At 65.1% G+C, this 19,242-nt stretch carries 16 protein-coding genes and 4 pseudogenes; 14 read left to right on the top strand and 6 right to left on the bottom strand.

The genetic code is table 11. The features are described 5' to 3' along the window. Positions 1–72: 72 nt before the first annotated feature. Positions 73–888, bottom strand: a pseudogene (locus AC0KVN_RS26225) (IS5 family transposase); the annotation flags it as partial. Positions 889–949: 61 nt separating this feature from the next. Between AC0KVN_RS26225 and AC0KVN_RS26220 the strand changes: the two are divergent. The 7 genes and pseudogenes from AC0KVN_RS26220 to AC0KVN_RS26190 form a co-directional block, all read left to right on the top strand. Further along, positions 950–1,453, top strand: a pseudogene (locus AC0KVN_RS26220) (Tn3 family transposase); the annotation flags it as partial. Between the two features lie 167 nt (positions 1,454–1,620). Then, positions 1,621–1,980: a type II toxin-antitoxin system RelE/ParE family toxin gene (locus AC0KVN_RS26215; protein WP_483656624.1), complete on the top strand. Its 360-nt coding sequence runs from the start codon at positions 1,621–1,623 to the stop codon at positions 1,978–1,980. Further along, positions 1,977–2,258: a helix-turn-helix domain-containing protein gene (locus AC0KVN_RS26210; RefSeq protein ID WP_013038658.1), complete on the top strand. Its 282-nt coding sequence runs from the start codon at positions 1,977–1,979 to the stop codon at positions 2,256–2,258. Before AC0KVN_RS26215 ends, AC0KVN_RS26210 begins: the two co-directional genes overlap by 4 nt. Positions 2,259–2,312: 54 nt before the next feature. Beyond that, complete coding sequence (locus AC0KVN_RS26205; RefSeq protein ID WP_483656623.1) at positions 2,313–2,489, top strand: hypothetical protein; 177 nt, start codon at positions 2,313–2,315, stop codon at positions 2,487–2,489. Then, on the top strand, positions 2,479–2,661 hold the full coding sequence (locus AC0KVN_RS26200) for a hypothetical protein (protein ID WP_483656622.1): 183 nt from the start codon (positions 2,479–2,481) through the stop codon (positions 2,659–2,661). The genes AC0KVN_RS26205 and AC0KVN_RS26200 overlap by 11 nt, the downstream gene beginning before the upstream one ends. Next, positions 2,658–3,207: pseudogene (locus tag AC0KVN_RS26195) on the top strand (histidine phosphatase family protein); the annotation flags it as partial. The gene AC0KVN_RS26200 and the pseudogene AC0KVN_RS26195, both read left to right, overlap by 4 nt. Next, positions 3,203–3,376, top strand: a pseudogene (locus tag AC0KVN_RS26190) (Tn3 family transposase); the annotation flags it as partial. The pseudogenes AC0KVN_RS26195 and AC0KVN_RS26190, both read left to right, overlap by 5 nt. 82 nt (positions 3,377–3,458) lie before the next feature. On the opposite strand, the gene AC0KVN_RS26185 reads toward AC0KVN_RS26190, so the two are convergent. Beyond that, positions 3,459–4,160 (bottom strand): DUF6118 family protein, encoded by a 702-nt coding sequence (locus tag AC0KVN_RS26185; RefSeq protein ID WP_483656621.1) that lies wholly within the window; start codon positions 4,158–4,160, stop codon positions 3,459–3,461. Between the two features lie 8 nt (positions 4,161–4,168). Then, complete coding sequence (gene traA, locus AC0KVN_RS26180; protein WP_483656620.1) at positions 4,169–7,264, bottom strand: Ti-type conjugative transfer relaxase TraA; 3,096 nt, start codon at positions 7,262–7,264, stop codon at positions 4,169–4,171. A 174-nt stretch (positions 7,265–7,438) separates the two neighbouring features. On the opposite strand from traA, the gene AC0KVN_RS26175 reads away from it, so the two are divergent. From AC0KVN_RS26175 to AC0KVN_RS26160, 4 genes are read left to right on the top strand one after another with little or no spacing between them, the layout of a single operon-like run. Beyond that, the gene (locus AC0KVN_RS26175) at positions 7,439–7,744 is read left to right on the top strand and encodes a conjugal transfer protein TraD (protein WP_483656619.1); all 306 of its coding nucleotides are present in this window, start codon (positions 7,439–7,441) and stop codon (positions 7,742–7,744) included. A gap of 37 nt (positions 7,745–7,781) precedes the next feature. Further along, positions 7,782–8,003, top strand: coding sequence for a conjugal transfer protein TraD (locus tag AC0KVN_RS26170; protein ID WP_483656618.1), 222 nt, complete (start codon positions 7,782–7,784; stop codon positions 8,001–8,003). Next, positions 8,000–8,287, top strand: coding sequence for a hypothetical protein (locus AC0KVN_RS26165; RefSeq protein ID WP_483656617.1), 288 nt, complete (start codon positions 8,000–8,002; stop codon positions 8,285–8,287). The genes AC0KVN_RS26170 and AC0KVN_RS26165 overlap by 4 nt, the downstream gene beginning before the upstream one ends. Before the next feature lie 2 nt (positions 8,288–8,289). After that, the gene (locus AC0KVN_RS26160) at positions 8,290–9,948 is read left to right on the top strand and encodes a type IV secretory system conjugative DNA transfer family protein (RefSeq protein WP_483656616.1); all 1,659 of its coding nucleotides are present in this window, start codon (positions 8,290–8,292) and stop codon (positions 9,946–9,948) included. 533 nt (positions 9,949–10,481) lie between these two features. Here the strand turns inward: AC0KVN_RS26160 and AC0KVN_RS26155 are convergent. Continuing rightward, positions 10,482–13,439 (bottom strand): Tn3 family transposase, encoded by a 2,958-nt coding sequence (locus AC0KVN_RS26155; RefSeq protein ID WP_066522050.1) that lies wholly within the window; start codon positions 13,437–13,439, stop codon positions 10,482–10,484. A 138-nt stretch (positions 13,440–13,577) separates the two neighbouring features. Between AC0KVN_RS26155 and AC0KVN_RS26150 the strand changes: the two genes are divergently transcribed. Then, complete coding sequence (locus AC0KVN_RS26150; RefSeq protein WP_483656615.1) at positions 13,578–14,138, top strand: recombinase family protein; 561 nt, start codon at positions 13,578–13,580, stop codon at positions 14,136–14,138. Positions 14,139–14,557: 419 nt separating this feature from the next. Here AC0KVN_RS26150 and AC0KVN_RS26145 read toward each other — a convergent pair whose 3' ends face one another. Beyond that, positions 14,558–17,563, bottom strand: coding sequence for a Tn3 family transposase (locus AC0KVN_RS26145; protein ID WP_015449303.1), 3,006 nt, complete (start codon positions 17,561–17,563; stop codon positions 14,558–14,560). A gap of 9 nt (positions 17,564–17,572) precedes the next feature. Beyond that, entirely contained in the window at positions 17,573–18,190 is a 618-nt protein-coding gene (locus AC0KVN_RS26140) for a recombinase family protein (protein WP_015449304.1), read from the bottom strand. 186 nt (positions 18,191–18,376) lie between these two features. Between AC0KVN_RS26140 and AC0KVN_RS26135 the strand changes: the two genes are divergently transcribed. Together AC0KVN_RS26135 and AC0KVN_RS26130 are read left to right on the top strand one after the other, a co-directional pair. After that, on the top strand, positions 18,377–18,694 hold the full coding sequence (locus AC0KVN_RS26135; RefSeq protein ID WP_031290428.1) for a BrnT family toxin: 318 nt from the start codon (positions 18,377–18,379) through the stop codon (positions 18,692–18,694). After that, positions 18,675–18,959, top strand: coding sequence for a BrnA antitoxin family protein (locus tag AC0KVN_RS26130; protein ID WP_010339846.1), 285 nt, complete (start codon positions 18,675–18,677; stop codon positions 18,957–18,959). Before AC0KVN_RS26135 ends, AC0KVN_RS26130 begins: the two co-directional genes overlap by 20 nt. Positions 18,960–19,242: the final 283 nt, after the last annotated feature.

Raw genomic sequence — 19,242 nt, 5'->3', positions numbered from 1 at the left:
ACTTGAAATCCGTCATCGTTCCGTCCGTCCAATCTCCGCCAAGCATGCTCAAGCTTCACGATTTTTGCAACAGAGCCGCTTGAAGCAGTGCATCTTGGTCTCGACCAGGCTGCGGCGGTGATAGCCACTCCACTTTTTCCAGATCGCCCTGCCGAGCCGCTTCATCGCGCGCAGCGTTTCATTGCGGGCGGCGACGCCGGGACCGTCCTTGGTCCATGGCTTGCCGTTGCGGCGAACCGGGATGACCGGATCGGCACCGCGCCCTGCAATGACCGCGTGGCAGGCCCTCGTGTCATAGGCGCCATCGCCGCCGACGGTGACAATGGTCTCATTCTCCGGGATCTGCGCCAGCAGATCGGGCAGGGTCTGGCCATCGCCGACGGCATTGCTCGTGACTTCGAGCGCCCGGATATCGAAGGTTTCTGCGTCGATCCCCAGATGCACCTTGCGCCACTGGCGACGGTAGGAAGCGCCGTGTTTACGCGTTCTCCACTCCCCTTCACCCATCATCTTGATGCCCGTGCTATCAACCAGCAAGTGCAGCCCGCCTGCGTTGGGCCTACCGCCAAGATCGACCGACAAGCTCTTCTGGCGCCGACACAGCGTCGTGTAATCCGGGGCCGGCCAGTCCAGGCCCGCCATCCTGAGCAGGCTCTGGGTCAGACCCGTCACTTGCCGCAGCGGCAGTTGAAACAGCCCTTTCAGCGTCAGGCAGAACTCGATCGCCCGGTCCGAAAACCGCAGTGGCCGCCCAGGCCGACCATCGGGCGCCGCAAACCAGTCCATCTCCGGGTCAAACCACACATCCAGCGAGCCTCGCCGCTTGAGCGCTGCATTATACTCGGGCCAATTGGTCGTGCGATACTTCGGCGGCGTCGGTCTGGGCATCCGGACCATCTATGACAACCGATTCCCCAAGGGAATCCATTACCTTGTTATGCAACAAAGCCCCGTCGCGCCCTCCGCGATCCTGCGCAAGCTGGCCGCCTACAAGCGCCAGAACAGGCTGGATTTCGCGCTGGCCGAACTCGGCCGCATCGAGCGGACGCTATTTACGCTCGACTGGCTTGAGCAACCCGATCTGCGCCGCGCCTGCCAGGCCGGCCTCAACAAAGGCGAAGCACGTCATACGCTTGCCGCCGCGATCTACACCAACCGACAGGGACGGTTCACCGACCGCTCGATCGAAAATCAGGAATATCGGGCATCGGGCCTCAATCTGCTGATCGCGGCGATTTCCTACTGGAACACCGTCTATATGGACAGGGCCGCCCAGCATCTCAAATCATCCGGCGGCACGTTCGACGATGCGCTGCTCGCCCATCTCTCTCCGATGGGCTGGGCGCACATCAGCTTGACCGGCGACTACCTGTGGCAAAGGGCAAATCGGCTTTCCCCTGGCGAGTTCCGCACCCTCAACGATCCTATGGCCCGCCTCAAACTCGTGGCATAGCCGATGTTCTCACTATGTCCGCCAAATCGTTGTCTGGCGCACAAACCTTGAGGTGACGCCTACCATCCACGCTATGCCCTCGGCTTGGGGAGCGAAGCGAGTAGGGCCACGGTGCCGCGCAGCGGCAGGCGCAAAACCCAGCCTCCGAACGCCCAAGGCGAAGGAGCTTGAATTACTGTCTCTGTTTTGATACACCCAGCCCCATGAAGCCGGTAGAGTGGTTGGGAAGTAGCAAGGCCGATGTTCGCGCCTTCCCGGAAGATGCGCGAACAGATGCCGGTTGGCAGCTTGAGCTTGTCCAACGCGGCGACGATCCCGACGACTGGAAGCCCATGAAAACCGTGGGGCCAGGCGTTCGGGAAATTCGCATCCGGGAGGCGTCGGGCGCGTTCCGGGTGATCTATCTGGCGACATTGGAGGACCGGGTTTTGGTGCTTCATGCGTTCCAGAAAAAGACGCAGGCAACGGCAAAGAAAGACCTCGAACTCGCGGCGCAAAGGTTGAAACGATGGAAGGCGGAGCAATGACATCGGAAATCTATGAGAACGTGTGGGACGCGCTCGCCGATACCGAGCAGGAGGCCGCGAACCTGAAACTGCGCTCGTCCTTGCTGTATGAAATCCGCAAGGTGGTGCAGGGCTGGAATGTCTCACAGGACGAAGCGGGCAAGCGCCTTGGGCTGACCCGGCCCCGGACCAATGATCTGCTGCGCGGCAAGCTGGCCAAGTTCTCCCTGGATGCGCTCGTCAACATTGCAGCGTCGGCCCATCTGCACGTCGAGTTGACGCTGAAAGAAGCGGCCTGAGCGACGGGCAAAATGGCAGGCCATCGCCCGTTTCGCGATCTTGTGGCTGATCGCATGAAGGATTGGAGTCCGGAGCGCCGCGCCCAGTATGAGGCGCGCAAGGCCCAGTTCGAGGCCGAGCTGACCGGCCAAGCCGCGACGCGCGCGGCGATCGAGGAACTGGAAGCGGGGGAGGGGGCACGCTTCCCCAGCGTCGATGCGCTTATGACGGATTTGCATAATGACGATTGATCCGCCGCGCGAAGGGGAAACGGCTGCGGAGTTTTTCAGGCGGCGTTCCGCAGGCTCCACATTGGATGGTCTTGACCGCATCTTGGCCAAGGTGCCCGATCGGCCTCCCGAACCCGGCGACGAATTGCCCGAAGGCTGGACGCCCGATCGGCTCCGGGACAACCGGCTATGAGGGCGATTTTCATCCGTCACGGCGAAAGCACCGGCAACGCCGGCCTACCGTGCCACGATCTCGCGACGATCGAGCTGACGGAGCGCGGCCACGAACAGGCGAGGGCGGTCGCGGCGAGCTGGACGCAAGCGCCCGCGCTCATCGTCACGTCGCCCTATACGCGCACCGGCAGACGGCCGCGCCGACGATCGCGCGCTTTCCCGGCGTGCCGGTCGAAGTGTGGCCGATCGAAGATTCACCTATCTCCAACCGGCGCGCTGGAACGGCACGCGCAGCGCGGAGCGGATGCCGCACCTCGAACGCTATTGGAGCGCGGCCGATCCTGACTATTGCGACGGGGAAGGGGCGGAGAGCTTCGCCACCCTGCTCCGGCGCTGCGAGACGGCGCTGGACCGGCTCGCCGCCATGCCTGCGGGATCGCTCGCCTATGTGTTCGGGCATGGGCAGTTCATCCAGGCGGCGCGCGCGATCATCGCCGACGCCCATATGGATGACCGCGCCAAGATGCGGGCGTTCTGGCGCAAGGGCGAGCCGCCCGCGCTTGCTCGCCGCCATCATCATCTTCTGGAACACCATGAAACTCGGGGAGGTCGTGGACAGCCGCGCCGTGGACGGCATCGTCGTCCCGCCTGATCTCCTCGCCCATGTCTCACCGCTGGGATGGGAACACATCAACCTCACCGGCGAATATCGCTGGCCTAAACCCTTAGCGTAGGATTTCGCCCCCTCCCGCAAACACCCCCAAGCTCGCGGTGCAGAAGCAGAATATAAGTCATCTTCCAATCTCCAATGGTTGATCACTCTTCGGCCTTCACGTCTACCGTGCAGCGCACCGCCTTCTTGGCCTTGGCCGCCTGCTCGCGGCACCCGTCAATCGTTTCGCGGTTGTCGCGTATCAGCCGATCGGCCGCGACGATCGCGGCCCAGCTCTCGCGCGACGAACGCGCCATGAGATGCTGGCCGGCATCCCAAGGGGTGCGCTCGGCGAGCACGCGCGTCGCCACCTTCTCGGGCCATTGCCAGCTCGCCGGCACGAGCCGCGCGATCGGACCCGCCATCACCGCATAGAGCACCAGCCCCAGCACCAGGCCGCCGCCGCCGAACAGATAGACGCGGCGGTCCTGCTCGTCGGCATGGCGCGCCGATCGCACAATGGCGCGCAGCTCGTTGACCGTGCCGTCCAGCGCCGATTTCGATGCCTGGGCATGGCTGCGCAGCGTGTTCACGCTGTCGGCGACGGCGGCGTTTAAACGCCCGCCCATATTCTCGGGCGTGAGCGTCATCGCCGGGCTCTGGCGCAAGAGGCCGAACTGCTCGGCGAGCACCGTCAGCACCTTCTCGGTGCGCGCCAATGTCGGCTCATAATCGGGAATGTCGATCGACTCGCGCGCGGCGGTCAGCCCCTCGATCGCGCTGCGCAGCAACGACACCTCGCCGCGCAGCCGCTCGAACGCCGCGGCCGGATCGTCCTGGGGTTCGTCGCGATAATCCTCGTCCATAGCCTCTCCTAGCGGCTGAGCCCGCGATCCCGGCTGATTTCGAGCTGCTCCACCAGCTCGGCCCCGATCGCGCGGGCACGCCCCATTTCCATCTGCAATCCCAATTCCTGACGGCGGCCCTTGAGCAGCGATTCCACCTGGGGATCGCGCTCAAGGCCCTTCGCCATGCCTCGCATCGCTCCGCCGGCCTTCTCCGCGCCGGCATGGTCGCCGGCGCGCTCGGCCGCACCGCGCTGATGGCGGAGCCCCTGCCAGCGTTCCACGAACCGATCGGCGCGCATGTTGGGATCGGCGCGCACCTTCGCCTCGTGCGCCATCGCGTCGATCATCGGCCCGCTCTTCCCCGCCGCCGCCTCGCGGACCAGGCCGGGATCGCGCTCGGCCACCGCGATCATGTCTCGAGACGATCCCGGCCGGATTTGCTCGAGCGCGCCCTTCGCGTGCTCGAGCGCCACTTTCTGATGTTCGAGCACCGGCGCGCCCTTCTCGTGGGCCTGGGCGATGGTGGTCGCCGATCGCGCCACCCGTTCGACGGCGCGGGCGTAATCGCGGTCCTGGGTGCGGTCAGCACCGCGATCGGCGGCTTGTCCCCGCACGGGCGTCCGCTCGGCCGACAGCTTCAACCCGTCGAACATGCCGCGCTTGGGCTTGTCGCCCTGGCCGCGATCGGCCGCCGGCGACGGCCGCTCCGACGCGGGCCGGAAGCCGTCGAACATGCCCCGCCGCAGCGGCCCCTCGCCCGCGGCCGTCTCCTCGCCGCGGCCGATCTTTCGTGGATCCTCGCGCGTCTCGCGCGACGATCCACGCTCGGCCGCGCGCTGGTCGACTCCCGCCCTCTCGGGCGGTTCCGCGAAGCGGATCTCGCCCGACAGCCCGCGCCGATAGGCGAAAGCGCGAACCTCGGCATCGCGGTCCTGGCCGTAATCCGACGCCATATCCTTCGCCCGCTCGCGGCTAAGCGTGCGGGTGAGCTGACGCTGATCGGCGAAGTCGTCGCGGCCATAATGGAGCTGCACGCCGTCGCGGTGCCGCGACAGCGCCACATAGGCCGAATGGCGGTCCATACCGGGGGTGGCGAGGACGTGCGCGCGATCGACTGTCACGCCCTGGGATTTGTGGATGGTGGCGGCATAGCCATGATCGACATGAGCATAGTCTTTCAGGTCGAACGCGAGCCTACGGCCATCATCAAGGCGGACAGACATGCGCTCGGGGCTGACCTTCTCGATCTCGCCCAACGTGCCGTTCTTTACGCCAAGCCCGCGCTCGTTCTTCAAGAACATGATGCGGTCGCCCTGGGCAAAGTCGCGCGCGCCCCGCTCGGCCGACACGCGCACGTCGTCCCCCAGCTCGCCGGCGCCGCGCAACCGCTCGCGCGCCGCCTGGTTCAAATCCCAAACCTCGGCATTGGTGTGGGTGAGGATGATCCGCGACTGATCGGGATCGGCGACGCGCTGCGCGTCCCAGCGGTCGATCAGCTCGGCCCGCGCTTGGCTGCGCGTGTCGGCCGCCGCGACCATGCCATGCTGGTCATAGGCGTGGACCGCCTCGCCGGTCCTGCCGGTGGCGAGCGCCCTGGTCGAGTCGCGCTGCCAGTCCTGATGCTGCCGGCGTATCTCGCCGATCTCGGCCGCGCCGTGGCGCTCGGCGAGGCTGCGGAACGCCGCGCCGGCCTCGATCGCCTGTAGCTGCTCGGGATCGCCGACCATCACCACCTTGGCCCCGGCCTGTTCGGCGTGGGACAGCACCCGCTCCATCTGGCGGGTGCCGATCATGCCGGCCTCGTCGATCACCAGCACGTCGCGAGGGCCAAGCTGCTCGCGGCCCTGCTCCCACTGATATTCCATGCTCGCGATCGTGCGCGAGGCGATGCCCGATCCGCCCTCAAGCCCCTCGGCCGCGATGCCGGACAGCGCCGCGCCGCGCACGGTATAGCCGTCCGCCTCCCACGCCTCGCGCGCAACCCCCAGCATCGCCGACTTGCCGCTGCCGGCATAGCCGACGACGGACGCCAGACCGTCGCGGCCGGTGATGTGATCGAGCGCACCGCGCTGCTCGGCCGAGAGGGTGAGCCCCCTGCCCTCGGCCGCCGCCACGGCGCGCTCCCGGTGGCGATCGGAGACGCCGTGCCGATCGCCGGCAGCAAGGCCGTCAGCGGCGCGCTCAAGCCGGTGCTCGACCACGATCATGTCGCGGCTCGTGAACCGCTCCTCGCCCTTCCCGTCCGTCCCCAGCGCCACCAGCTCGGGACTGGTCCGCACCGCGCTCATCGCCTGGTCAAACTGCTCCTTGCCGTCGCTGTGGCGGTGGACGAACATCGCCAGGTCGCGCCGGGTGAACGTCGCTTGGCTGCGCGTGATCGCGTCCAGCGCGATCTCCGGCCGGGCGATGATCTTCTCGCCATTCTCATGCGCGATGCGCAGATGATCATCGGCACGCTCGGCATCCTCGCCGCGATCCAATCGGCGCGACCCTGCAGGGCCGATCTTGTGCTGGGGCTCAAGCGCGATCCCCTGCGCCTCCAACGTGCGGTGATCTATGCGAGCATCAATATCCAACTCGGCAAGCCGCTCGTTGACATGATCGGCCCAGGCTTCGCGCCAGCCCTTCAACAACTCGGTGCTGTTCCAGTCACGGACCTTCTGCCCAAACCCCTCCGGCCCTACCTCGCGCATCGACAGCATGACGTGGGCGTGCGGCTTGGGACTGCCATCCTCGGCAAAATCCCAATGCACATTCAGGTCCGCAACCATGCCGCGTTCGACGAACTGCTTCTCGACGAAATCGCGGGCAAGTTGCACGCCCTGCTGCTGGTTCAGCTCGCGCGGGATCGAGAACTCGACCTCGCGGGCGAGCTGCGCGTCCTTGCGCTTCTCGTCCGCCTCAACCTCGTTCCACAAGGTCGCGCGATCGTTTAAACGCTCCGGTGCGCCTTCCGGCAACATCACCTCGGAATGGATGACGCCGGCCTTGTTGCTGAAATCATGGTCGCGCCCGAGCCTGTCGTCATGCAGCTCCGATGCCGATCGATAGGCGGCCGACGCAACCGCGCTCGATCCGTTGGCGCGACTGATGACCTTGGCCGAGAAATGGTAGATCGCCATGACGGCCCGCTATCTTGCTCCTTCAAGCGCACGTCGGCAACGACGTATAAGCGCGCACTCACACTCTCTGCCGTTCCTGTGATTGACTTCGCCGCATTTCCAGCTGCGGTCCGTTCTCTCACTCGCCGATCGTGCTACTCTGCGTCTCCCGATCTGGGCGAGAGGGAGAAGAATATGCGCAAGGCACGCGACTATGATGCGGAGCTGAAAGCCCTCGGCGACAAGGCCAGGGCATTGAAGGCGCGCAAGGTGCAGCAGCTCGGCGAGCTGGTGGCGGCGACCGGGGCCGATGCGCTCGACATCGAGACGCTGGCGGGCGCGCTGCTCGACGCTGCTGTGTCCAAGGATACCGATGCAAAGGAGGTGTGGCGCGCGAAGGGTGCCGCCTTCTTTCAGCGGCGCGGGCGCAAGGCTGGCAAAGGCGCTGCGGACAACAGCGGCGGCGCAGGCGAAACTGGCACAGGCGGTTCGCCGGGCTGAGGCCGGGCAGCGCCGCACCGATACGAGAGGCTGGGTCGTGCAACGCCGCGAACGCACCCGTCACCTGATCGAGCTGGGCGGCCTCGTCCAGAAGGCCGGCCTGGTCGATCTCGCCGACGACGATCGCGCCACCCTTTACGGCGCGCTGCTCGAACTGGCGGGACGCGCGCGGGGCGACGATGCCGGCGACGTGCTGGCGCTCTGGAAGCGGCGGGGCAAACGCGCGTTCGACGCGGAAGCGGAAGAGAGGATCGAATGAGCGGGCTGAACATCGAAGCGATCCGGCGCGAGGTCCGCGCCCTCCCCTTCACGCGCGGCAGCTCGGCCGAAGCCGCGATGTGGCGCGAAGACGACGAAGATTCCCGCGCCAACCTCGCGATCGAAGGCATGGCGCTGTCGGCCGACGACGCGGCGCTGTTCGACATGCTGCGCGACGAAGCGGTGCCCCCTCCCCTCGCCACCGCGATCCTGCTCCGGCTGATGAATCACCCCGACGCCGATCGGAGCCTTGCGATCACGCCGCTAGCCGGCAAGGCGTCCTGACGATGGAGTGGCTGCGCCAGCTCGTCCGTGCGATCCGCAACCTGACGCGCATCGTGCGTGCGGAGCCGATATGGGCGATCACCGCTTTGGTGGTCAGCCCGATCCGGCTGATCCGCCATCTGTTCAGCGTCCTAATCCTGTTCCTCATCACCGGCCTGGTGCTCGGGCTCGGTATGAAGCTGGTGCTCAACTCGCTGCTCGGCCTGCCCCACGGTTCCAACATCTATCAGACGGTGATGATGCTGGCGGCGATCGTCGTCATCCTCGTCGGCCTGCGCGCGCTCTTTCAGCCGCTCATCATGCGCTATGGCGGCCCGGAAGGCGACGCCACCCACGGCTCGGCCCGCTTCGCCACCGATCGCGAGACAAAGCCCCTCGCCGGCAACGCCGGCCTGCTGATCGGCCGCGACCGCAAGACGGGCAAGCCGCTGCGCTATGCCGGCCCCGCCCATCTGCTGACGATCGCGCCGACCCGCACCGGCAAGGGCGTGGGCACCATCATTCCCAATCTGCTCGACTATCCCGGCCCGGTCGTCTGCATCGACCCCAAGGGCGAAAATGCCCGCATCACCGCTCGCCACCGCGCGCAGCTCGGCCCGGTCCATATCTTGGATCCCTTCGGCGTCACCGGCCTTCCCGGCGCGGCCTTCAATCCGCTCGATCGCATCGACGCGCACGGCCTCGATCTTGCCGACGACTGCATGACACTGGCCGACGCGCTGGTCTATGATCCGCCGGGCAAAGCCGGCGAGGCCCATTGGAACGAGGAAGCCAAGGCGCTGATCGCCGGCATCATCCTCTCGATCGCCACCGGCGAGCCGCCCACGATGCGCAATCTCGCCACGCTGCGCGACCGGCTCACCCTCGCCCCGCAAGCCTTCGCAGCCCAGCTCGAAGCCATGCAGGCGCAAGGCGGCCTTGCCGCGCGCGCCGCCAACCGCCACCTTGGCAAGTCCGATCGCGAAGCCGCCGGCGTGCTGTCGGCCGCGCAGCGCCATACCCATTTCCTCGACAGCCCGCGCATGACGGCGCTGCTCGGCCGATCGGATTTCAGCTTCGCCGACGTGAAGGCCACGGCCACGACGGTCTACCTGGTGCTGCCGCCCGATCGGCTTGCCACCTATGCCCGTTGGCTGCGCCTGATGCTGGCCCAATCGCTCACCGATCTGGCGCGCGCGCCGGCGTCCGCCGCCAAGCCGGTGCTGTTCCTGCTCGACGAGTTTGCGGCGCTCGGCCGGCTCGATCCGATCGAGCGCGCGATGGGCCTGATGGCCGGCTATGGCATCCAGCTCTGGCCGATCCTGCAAGACGTTCACCAGCTCCGCGCGCTCTACGAGCGCCGCGCCGGCACCTTCCTCTCCAACGCCGCCGTGTTGCAGATATTCGGGGTCAACGATCACGACAGCGCTAAGCTCGTCTCCGATCTGCTCGGCCAGGAAACGGTTGTGTTCGAGACGATGAGCCGCGCGCTCGATTCCGAGCAAAGCGGCATCTCGTTCGGCGAGCAGCATGTCGCGCGGCCCCTCCTCACCCCCGATGAGGTCCGCACGCTTCCCGACGATCGCGAGCTGCTGTTCCTGTCGGGCCAGCGGCCGATCGTCGCCACCAAGCTGCGCTACTATGCCGATCGCGAGTTCGCCGGCCGCTTCGACAAGGCGTGAGGTCGTTAAACGGCACGCGGATCTCGCGCCGGAAAAATCGGCCGCCCTGGGAAGCCCGTAGAGCGTCGTGGGCGGTTCCGATGCCCCAAACCCCATCCGACACCCGAAATGGAGCTGGGCGGCCCGGAAATCGCGCCTGTGGAAACGCTTCTGCCTCCCCTGCCCTCTCGGCTCGATCACTGCCCTATCCGCTTGGCTTTTCTGGAAAGCCATTTGCAACGGTGGGTCTTGGTGGTGTGCTGGCGGTAAGAGCGCGATGGTTGCCATCATCCCCAAATAAACAAAAGCGTGTCGGCGAAGCCGGCTCATCATGGGGGATGCCGGGTGGGAGGATCGCTTTAGCGATCCGGGGCGGCCGTAGGCCGCGAGCCGGCGGGGGCGAAGCCCCCAAGAGGCGGTGCTTTTCTTCCTTTCGACATGGCGGACATGCACAACGGCCCGAAATTATCCACAACCCCGCCTAGGGCTGACTACACGAAAGTGCGTTTTACGTACGCTAGGGGGGAACCTTTGGCGAACGCGGGTGAATGGCATCATGCGGCCAGGAGCGAGGAAGGCGTGCGCAACGGGCGGAGCTGGCCGGGATCGGGGCGGCTTTCGACATTCCAGCGATAGTCGCCGGTGAGCGAGATATGCTCCCATCCCAGCGGGGCGATATGGCGCGCAACGTCCTCCGGGATCGCCAGCGCCCCGACCGCCCGTTCGAGATAGCGGGTGTTCCACAGGATGATGGCGGCCACGAGGAGATTGAGGCCGGAGGCGCGATAGGTCTGGTTCTCGAACCGCCGGTCGCGCAGCTCGCCGAGCTGGTTGAAGAAGAGCGCGCGGGCGAGCGCGTTGCGGGCCTCGCCCTTGTTGAGACCGGCCTGGGTGCGCCGGCGCAGGTCGAGATCGCGCAGCCAGTCGAGCATGAAGATCGAGCGCTCTATCCGCCCGACCTCGCGCAAGGCCAGCGCGAGTCCGTTCTGGCGTGGGTAAGCGGACAATCTGCGCAGCATCGCCGAAGCGGTGGCGGTGCCGCTGCGGATCGAAGTGGTGAGGCGCAGCAGTTCGTCCCAATGGGCGGCGACATGCCCGATGGCTACCGGATCGCCGGTCATACCGGCCAGCAGCGGCCCCGCTTCCTGGCCCGGCAGTAGATGCAGGCGCCGGTCCTTCAGGTCGCGCAGGCGCGGCGCGAAGCGGTAGCCGAAGAAGGGCATGAGGCCGAACACATGGTCGGATGCGCCGCCGGTATCGGTGTAATGCTCTTCGATCGACAGGCCGGTGGCATGGTATAGCAGCCCGTCGAGAACATAGGGAGCCTCGCCGGCGGTCGCCGCGATCACGCGGCTCGAGAACGGATCATATTGGTCCGAGACGTGGGTGTAGAAGCTGACGCCGGGTTCATTGCCGTTGCGCGCATTGATGTCGCCGATCGCGGCGCCGCGCCCGCCCGCATGGAAGAGCTGGCCGTCACTGGAAGAGGTGGTGCCGTCGCCCCACAGCGCGGACAACGGCACGGTGCGGTGAACGTCGATCAACCGCCCCAGCGCCTCGCTATAAGCGGCTTCGCTGATATGCCAGTCGTGCAGATGGGCGAGCTGACGCAGGGTCGCGCCCTGACAGGTCTCGGCCATGCGCGTCAGCCCGAGATTGATGCCATCGGCCAGGATCACGGTCAGGAGCGCGTTACGATCGTCCGCCACGCGACCGGAGCGGCGATGGGTGAAGCACTCGGAAAAGCCGGTCCAGCTATCGACCTCCAAAAGGAGATCGGTGATCTTCACGCGTGGCAGCCGATCATAGGCGACGCGGCGCATATTCTCTGCATCCGGCGGCGTGATCGCCTTGAGCGGGGATACGACAAGGCCATTGTCGTCAAGGCGCACCTGGGGCAGTTCTCCCTGTCGAGCGAGGATCGTCACCCGCTCGATCGCGGTGTCGAGACTGGCGCGGCGGCCGGCGACGAAGCTGTCGAAATCAGTATCGATCGCCAGTGGCAGCGGTCCTCGCGCGCGCATCGCATCGAAGGTTGCAGGCGGCAGGAGATAGCTGTCGAAGGCGCGATAATGACGGCTCGCCGCCACCCATATGTCGCCGGCGCGCAGCCGGTCGCGCAGTTGGGTGAGCACGCACAGCTCATAGGCGGCGCGGACGACCACGCCATCGCGCAGCACGAACGGCCGCCATGACGGCGGCACGAAGCGGAGCGGTGGGTTATCGGGCAGGCGCCGTCGTCCGGTGCGATAAATGTCGGCGATCAGCCGAACCGCATCGAGCAAGCCCTGCACCGCACCACCCCCGCGAAACTCAAAGGCGTTGAGGAACGGCCCGATCACGGAGCGCAGCGAGCGCTGCCGTTCGATCAGTTCCGCCGTGCGGTCGATTGTTTCCGGCGCGATCAGTAGCTCGGCGTCCACGACCGCCGTTCCCAACCTTTCCCAGTCGATCGAACTGATGGCGGCAAGAGAATCGACGCCTCGCGCCCGCGCGTCGAGCAATGTCCGGCATGAGCCGGTGAGCAGGCGAAGCTGCGCCTGCAATGACCGGATCGTGCCGATCGCCTTGTCCTTGGTCCGATTCTCGGCCCGTCGCATCATGCTCCCCAGGAGCTTGTCCATCATCGTCAGCACCGCATCGGTCAGGCTTTCCTCAAGCCGGATGCCGGCAGCGACAAGGATCGCATGACGGCGTAGGTCGGGCAGTTCCGCCAGATGCTGCGGCGTGATGCGCGCCGCCTCGTCGGCGATCCGGTCGAATGCCGCCTGCGGGATGGTCGCGGCGCGCGAGGCCGCCAGGCCCAGCGCGCGAACTTGGTCGAGCCGTTCGATCAGTCGCAGGATATTGCGCGGGGCCGGCGATAGGGGCGGGTTGCGCAGCCATGAGAGCCAGGTCGCGCTTTTGTCGTCGCGCCGCGACAGGAGGGCGTCGAGCGTCGCGCGTTCGGGTTCGCCGAGATCTCCGGCGAGCACGTCATGGACCAGATCCCCGGCCTGCTGCCGCGCCCGTCGCACTATCGCCTCAATCACCGTCACGGGCGGCAGCAGCAATCGCCGGCGTCGCATCTCGTCGATGACGATGCCCGCAAGCCGCGAGGACTGGGTGACGGTCTGCGCGATCGGCATGGCGAACGCGACCAGCGCGTGGAAATCCGCACGACTGAAAACGAGATGACCGAAGCGCCGCGACAGGTCGGCGAGGTGCGACCGCCGCGTTTCGTCGCGGCGGGCATAGTCGCGCCATGATGCGGGCGACACATCCAACTGATGGGCCACGAACGCGAGGATCGGCATGGGCGGCGCTTCGCCGGCTTCCAGCACGCGCCCCGGCCAGCGCAGATACAGCATCAGCATCGCATAGCCGAGACGGGTGACGTCGCCACGCCGGGATGCGATCAGTTCGAGGTCGTCACGGGTCAAGGTGAAGTGACGCGCGATCTCGCGTTCATCGAGCGACGGATCATAATGGCCCGCAAGCATCTCGCGGGTTAGCAGGTGTCTTCTGGCCAAGGTCGAACCCCTCCATGTCGCTGTCCGTCAGACGTCCGTTGGACGGTCACTGGGAATGTGTCCGTCAACTCTGGACGTTCGATGGCGATTCGGACAAGATCGCATTATGATGGGAAAACGGACAGTATGGGGCGGCCCGTGGCGCTGATCGGCTATGCGCGGGTATCCACCCCCGACCAGAAGCTCTCGCTTCAGCACGACGCACTGGAGCGGGCAGGATGCGACCGTGTTTTCGACGATCATGCGTCGGGCGCCAAGACTGACAGGCCCGGTCTTGCTGAAGCGCTGGCCTATCTGCGCGCCGGCGACACGCTGGTGGTGTGGAAGCTCGATCGGCTCGGCCGCTCGATGAGCCATCTGATCGAGAAGATCGGTGAATTGGCGTCGCGGGGCATCGGGTTCCGCTCACTCACCGAGAACATCGACACAACCACGCCGGGAGGCATGCTGGTGTTCAACATCTTCGGCTCCCTCGCGCAGTTCGAGCGCGATCTGATCCGCGAGCGCACCCAGGCGGGCCTGCGCGCCGCGCGCGAGCGCGGCAGCAAGGGCGGTCGCCGCCCTGTCGTCACTCCCGACAAGCTGCGCAAGGCCCGGGCGCACATCGCAGCAGGCCTTACTGTGCGGGAGGCCGCCGCCCGCCTTAAAATCGGAAAAACCGCCCTTTACAAAGCGTTGGAAGGCGCAACGGCGGAATAGCTATGGCACCAAATATCGATCAGATCCGTTACCACGCTACACCAGCGCGGTCCCGCGTAGACGCACGTATTCGGGTTATCATGGGAATCTACATAGCCTGCTTCGGCCTCGGTTTTTTCAATCATGCGCGAGACTTTGTAGCATACGCATGGAGGCCCTATGATTGGGGACCATTTCAACTCGAGCTATTTTGGACATCACTGATATTCTTAGACGCGCTTGCTATTGTACTACTTCTATCGCGCTTCAGACGGGCGGGATTGGTTTTGGCCGCGTCAATAATGATCGGTGACGTCGCTGCAAACACCTACGCTCTGGTAGCTTTGAGCATTCCGGCATTTGGCTTTTCGGTGCCGCTTCAGGCAACGTTTTTGGGGGTTGAGTAGCAACGGAACAGAAAACCTACATAAGGCGCGGCTTCAGGCATCGTCGATGCCCGTGACGCTGGGATCACGGAGCGGCCGCAGCTCGCCGCGCGCGACCATGTCGGGGATGGTGAAGGCGTAGCGCCCGAGCATGTTGATGTGTTGGGAGCCGAGCGGCGAGAGGCGCGCGACGTCCTCGTCGAGGATCACATGACCTTCGGTGCGGAGCTGGTTGAGCGCGGCGTCGATGTAGATCGTGTTCCAGAGCACGACCAGATTGACGACGAGCCCAAGCGCGCCGAGTTGATCTTCTTGCCCTTCGCGGTAACGCTGACGAAGCTCACCGCGCTTGCCGTGGAATACGGTGCGGGCGAGCTGGTGACGGCTCTCGCCCCGGTTGAGCTGGACCAGGATGCGTCGCCGGTAGGTTTCGTCATCGATGAACCGCAGCATGTAGAGCGACTTGATGAGGCGGCCAAGTTCCTGGAGCGCGCGCGCTAGCTTGGTCGGGCGATCGTTGGTCTGAAGGACACGGGTGAGCCCAGTCGCGCGCACGACGCCGAGTTTGAGCGATCCGGCCAGGCGCAGCAGGTCATCCCAGTGCTCGACGATCAGCTTGGTGTTGATCCTGTTCGACGCGAGGTCGTCCAGCACACCGTAATCGGCCTTTCCATCGACACGCCAGAACCGCGCGCCGCCGATATCGGCGATGCGCGGCGAGAACTGGAGCCCGAGGAGGTAGAAAACGCCGAAAATCGTGTCGGTATAGCCGGCCGTATCGGTCATGATTTCGCTTGGCCGCAATTCGGTTTCCTGGTCGAGCACGACCGCCAGCAGATGGAGGCTGTCGCGCAACGTACCGGGGACCGTCACGGCATTCAGCCCGGAAAAACGGTCGGAAACCAGATTGTACCAGGTGACGCCGCGTTCGCGCCCGAAATAGCGCGGGTTCGGGCCGGCGTGGATCGTGCGGACCGGCACGGTGAATCGCAGCCCATCGGCCGAGGCGACCTCGCCGCCGCCCCAGGCACGGGTCAGTGGAATCCTGTTATGCGCGGCGACCAGTAGCGCGTTGGCCGCCGTCAGCGTTTCGGCCCGCATGAAGTTCTGCTTCACCCAGCTCAGCCGCGACCGGCGCAAGGCGGGGACCTCCGAGCGGACAAGCGGCTCGAACCCGGTATTGGTTGCCTCCGCGACAAGCACTGCACAGATCGTGGTCGCTATATCCTCAGCGCGCGCATTGCCCTCACTGGCATGAGTGAACGCTGCCCCGAACCCCGTTCGCGCGTGCATCTCCAGGATCAGCTCGGGGAGATCGAGCCGCGGCAGTCGCGCATCGATCGCATTATGCAGGTTGGTGAGGCTCAATGGCTCGTCGATCTTATCGAGCGGTGCGATTGATAGGTCGGCGGCGCTCGCGGTCTTCGTAATTGTCACCGCATCGTTGTCCGGCACGCGCGCGGCTGTTTCGCGGTAGGCAAGATCGAGCCGCGCCGAAAGTTTGGCGATTTCCTCGTCGCCAGCGACCGCCACGCCGACCGTGCGGCATACCGTCGGTCGCGCCGCCTCCCAGCCAGCTCCCGTCAGTAGGCCCTTGCGAGGATCGGCATAGCGAAGTGAGCGAACGGGAAAGACGTCGCGGCGACGGATGGCGCGGCGTAGTCGGTCGAGCGTACAAAGCCGGTATCCGATCAGATCGAATGCACCGTCCGCGGTCTTCAGCTGGCGGGCCCAGGCCTTGGGTACGAAAGATGTTGGTACCGGTCCACGGCGCTTTTCACCCTGGTGAACTCTCCGCAGGTGATCGACCGCGTCCAACAGCGGCTGCCCCGCTGGCGCCGCCGCAAGATCGAGCCCAGCAAGCATCTTCGGCAGATAGCGCATCGTGCCAGTCTGCTGGCGCAACTCGACGAAGTAGCTCTCGTCGGTCGGCCGGGCGAGCAGGTTCACCTGCGCGACGGCCTCGGTCAGCGCTGCCCGGTCGACGAGCGCGAACACGGCTGCGCGGACCTCGGTGTCGCCGATACTGTCATCGAGCAGCACCGCCCCGACATCGCGAAGCCGGAGCGATGCGGCGTCGAGATCGCGCAGTGAGCGCATCCGCGCCTCCTTGGCGTTGATGCGCGCATTGGAGAACATCTTGGTCGACACGGCGTCGAACAGGTCGATGACATCGTCGCTGGCCGACGCTTCAAGCGTCCGGATGAAGGCAACCAGGGTCGCCGCGCGGCGATCGTCCGGCAACCGGGCGACGGCCTGCGCTTTCGCGGCGCCGGCAAATCGCGCTAATGCGGCGGCCTTGCCGGGCGGTACGCGGTCGAGTTCGGGCAAGCCTGTGGTGAATGTACGGATTTCGGTCAGTCGGTCGATGGCCCGGCTGATCTCAGGGCCGCTTTGCAGATATGGCCCATCACGGAGTCGATCGAGCGGGCTTTGCCGTCCATCTTCGGCAACAGCGACGAGCGTATCGAGCCGGGTACGTTGCTCTGACGTCAGCTTGTCGACCAGGCGGCGATGGACGTGCGCGGCGACTCGCGTGCGGACCCGTGCGATATCGCGCTCGAGGACGGACAATCCCGGTAACATCACCTTGAACTCGAGCAGCCATGTCGCGGCTGCGTCGAACAGGGCCGACGGTCGATCGGTGCCCGTCCAGCACAGCGCATACAGGAAACGATGCAATCGGAACGCGACGCCGGGATCGGAGAAGACTCGGTAGCCATAATGAATGCGGATGCGCGGGCCGTGCCGCCATCGTCCCTTGGTCGCGCAATATCGCGCCATTAGTTCGGCCGATCCGTCGATCGCCAGTTGGTCGCCAGCAAATCGCGTGACGGACGCAGGTATTTGCGCCGGATCTTCGAGAAAAGTGCCGAGCAGCCTCAACGAGCCAAGCTGCACCGCGACACCGAGCCGGTTGTGGTCGCCGCGGTGTGCGCCGATGAACGCCCGGTCCGCATCGTCGAGATGAAAGTGCCGCGCCAGCTGTTCCGAGGTCGGATCGCCTACGAAGCGACCATATCGCAGTGCCTGGTCGTCCGAGAGAAAGCTGACTGGCACCGCTTCACGCTATGCCGCTGCCGCGGATCTGGTCCCGCGCTTGGCCAACAGTTCGCTGGCCCGCTCTCGCGGCTGTCCTTTGGCGTCGACATAGGCATAGAGTGTCGACACCGATACTCCGAGCTGGACAGCGACGTCGCGCGCGGCATTGTCGCGGTCTGCCATCAACGCCATTGCGGCCTTCAACTTCTGTTTCGTCATCACCCGTGGCCGCCCGCCCGCGCGGCCACGGGCCCTGGCCGCAGCCAGCCCTGCCATCGTGCGCTCGTGGATCAGGTCGCGCTCGAACTCGGCCAGGGTTGCGAAGATGCCGAACACTAACCGGCCCGTGACGGTCGTCGTATCGATATCGCCGGTCAGCACCTTCAGGCCGACGCCGCGCTTCTGCAGATCTCCGACCAGCCCGACGACGTGAGGCAGCGACCGTCCAATTCGGTCGAGCTTCCAGACAACAAGAGCGTCGCCATCACGCATGATATCGATTGCCTTGTCGAGCCCAGGCCGTTCGGTCGTACGGCCCGAGCAAACGTCGTCGAAGATCCGGTTGCATCCGGCACGATCGAGCGCATCACGTTGCAGATCGAGATTCTGCTCGCCCGTCGACACCCGCATGTACCCGATCAGCATCGACGCCCGCTCCCTCTTGCATCAATCTATCGAACGATGGGTTTACCGGCTATAGGTTTCTGGACGGGTAGATGTGAGATTGAAGGCCGTCCAGTGGGTCGATCGCGTTCGTCGGACCGCTTCGCATCAAACCGGGGTTTGTTGTGACCGCATGGTTCAGCGTTGCATCTGGCCCTCGAGCAATGTATGCACGATAATGTCAATACAGGAAGTTTTGTGATATTTGAGTGGGACGACGACAAGGCCGCTGCCAACCTGCGCAAGCACCATGTCGCATTCGAGCTGGCTGAGCTGGTCTGGGATGATCCCGCCCATATCATCGTGTTTGATCGCTATGAAAACGACGAAGAACGCTGGCACGCGATTGGCTTGGTACGCGGCATATTGATCTTAACGGTCGTCCACACGCTCCCCACGGGTGACGATGAGAACAGCATACGTATTATCAGCGCCCGAAAAGCGACAGCCGATGAAAGGAAACGTTATGAAGCACAAGATGACTGAGGCTGACATAGCGGCCCAAATTGCGCAGCTAGTGGACATGCCTGACACTGACATCGACACGGCGGATATTCCCGAGGCACCGATTGAGAATTGGGCTTTGGCAAAGCGTCCCGGTCTTTACAAGCCGCGCAAAAAACCCGTTACCCTGCGGCTCGATACCGATGTGGTGAGCTGGTTCAAGGATCACGCGCAATCGGGGGGATACCAGACCGAAATAAACCGCGTGCTGCGCCGTTATGTCCATGACAACGCGGACCGGAGATAAGCGGCTGCTTGGCTTATGTAGGTTTTCTGTTCCGTTGCTACTCAAACCCCTTTTTGGGCTTTATCCTAGGCTCGCTACCGTTCGTTTGGCCCGCAAAACCTTCTATGTTCCGATGAGCGCTGGCGCCTGTAGCAGCCTTCCCCCGTAATCGTACTGCATTCGTTCGTGTATCGCGTACGTAAAACTCACTTTCGTGTAGTCACCCCTTCATCAAGGACCGGCAGCGCGCCGGGATCGAGGCGGCGCGCGCCGAAGGCGTCTACAAAGGCCGGAAGAAAAACAT

The sequence above is a fragment of the Sphingobium sp. SG1 genome (genome assembly GCF_057063145.1).
The sequence above is the reverse complement of the archived record's forward strand: the minus strand, read 5'-3'. Positions and strand labels throughout refer to the sequence as shown.

Excerpts from the sequence above, each read along its gene's own strand:
- AC0KVN_RS26210 (WP_013038658.1), top strand. The coding sequence starts at position 1,977 with ATGACATCGGAAATCTATGAGAACGTGTGGGACGCGCTCGCCGATACC.
- AC0KVN_RS26205 (WP_483656623.1), top strand. The coding sequence starts at position 2,313 with ATGAAGGATTGGAGTCCGGAGCGCCGCGCCCAGTATGAGGCGCGCAAG.
- AC0KVN_RS26200 (WP_483656622.1), top strand. The coding sequence starts at position 2,479 with ATGACGATTGATCCGCCGCGCGAAGGGGAAACGGCTGCGGAGTTTTTC.
- AC0KVN_RS26185 (WP_483656621.1), bottom strand. The coding sequence starts at position 4,160 with ATGGACGAGGATTATCGCGACGAACCCCAGGACGATCCGGCCGCGGCG.
- traA (WP_483656620.1), bottom strand. The coding sequence starts at position 7,264 with ATGGCGATCTACCATTTCTCGGCCAAGGTCATCAGTCGCGCCAACGGA.
- AC0KVN_RS26175 (WP_483656619.1), top strand. The coding sequence starts at position 7,439 with ATGCGCAAGGCACGCGACTATGATGCGGAGCTGAAAGCCCTCGGCGAC.
- AC0KVN_RS26165 (WP_483656617.1), top strand. The coding sequence starts at position 8,000 with ATGAGCGGGCTGAACATCGAAGCGATCCGGCGCGAGGTCCGCGCCCTC.
- AC0KVN_RS26160 (WP_483656616.1), top strand. The coding sequence starts at position 8,290 with ATGGAGTGGCTGCGCCAGCTCGTCCGTGCGATCCGCAACCTGACGCGC.
- AC0KVN_RS26140 (WP_015449304.1), bottom strand. The coding sequence starts at position 18,190 with ATGCTGATCGGGTACATGCGGGTGTCGACGGGCGAGCAGAATCTCGAT.
- AC0KVN_RS26135 (WP_031290428.1), top strand. The coding sequence starts at position 18,377 with ATGCACGATAATGTCAATACAGGAAGTTTTGTGATATTTGAGTGGGAC.
- AC0KVN_RS26130 (WP_010339846.1), top strand. The coding sequence starts at position 18,675 with ATGAAGCACAAGATGACTGAGGCTGACATAGCGGCCCAAATTGCGCAG.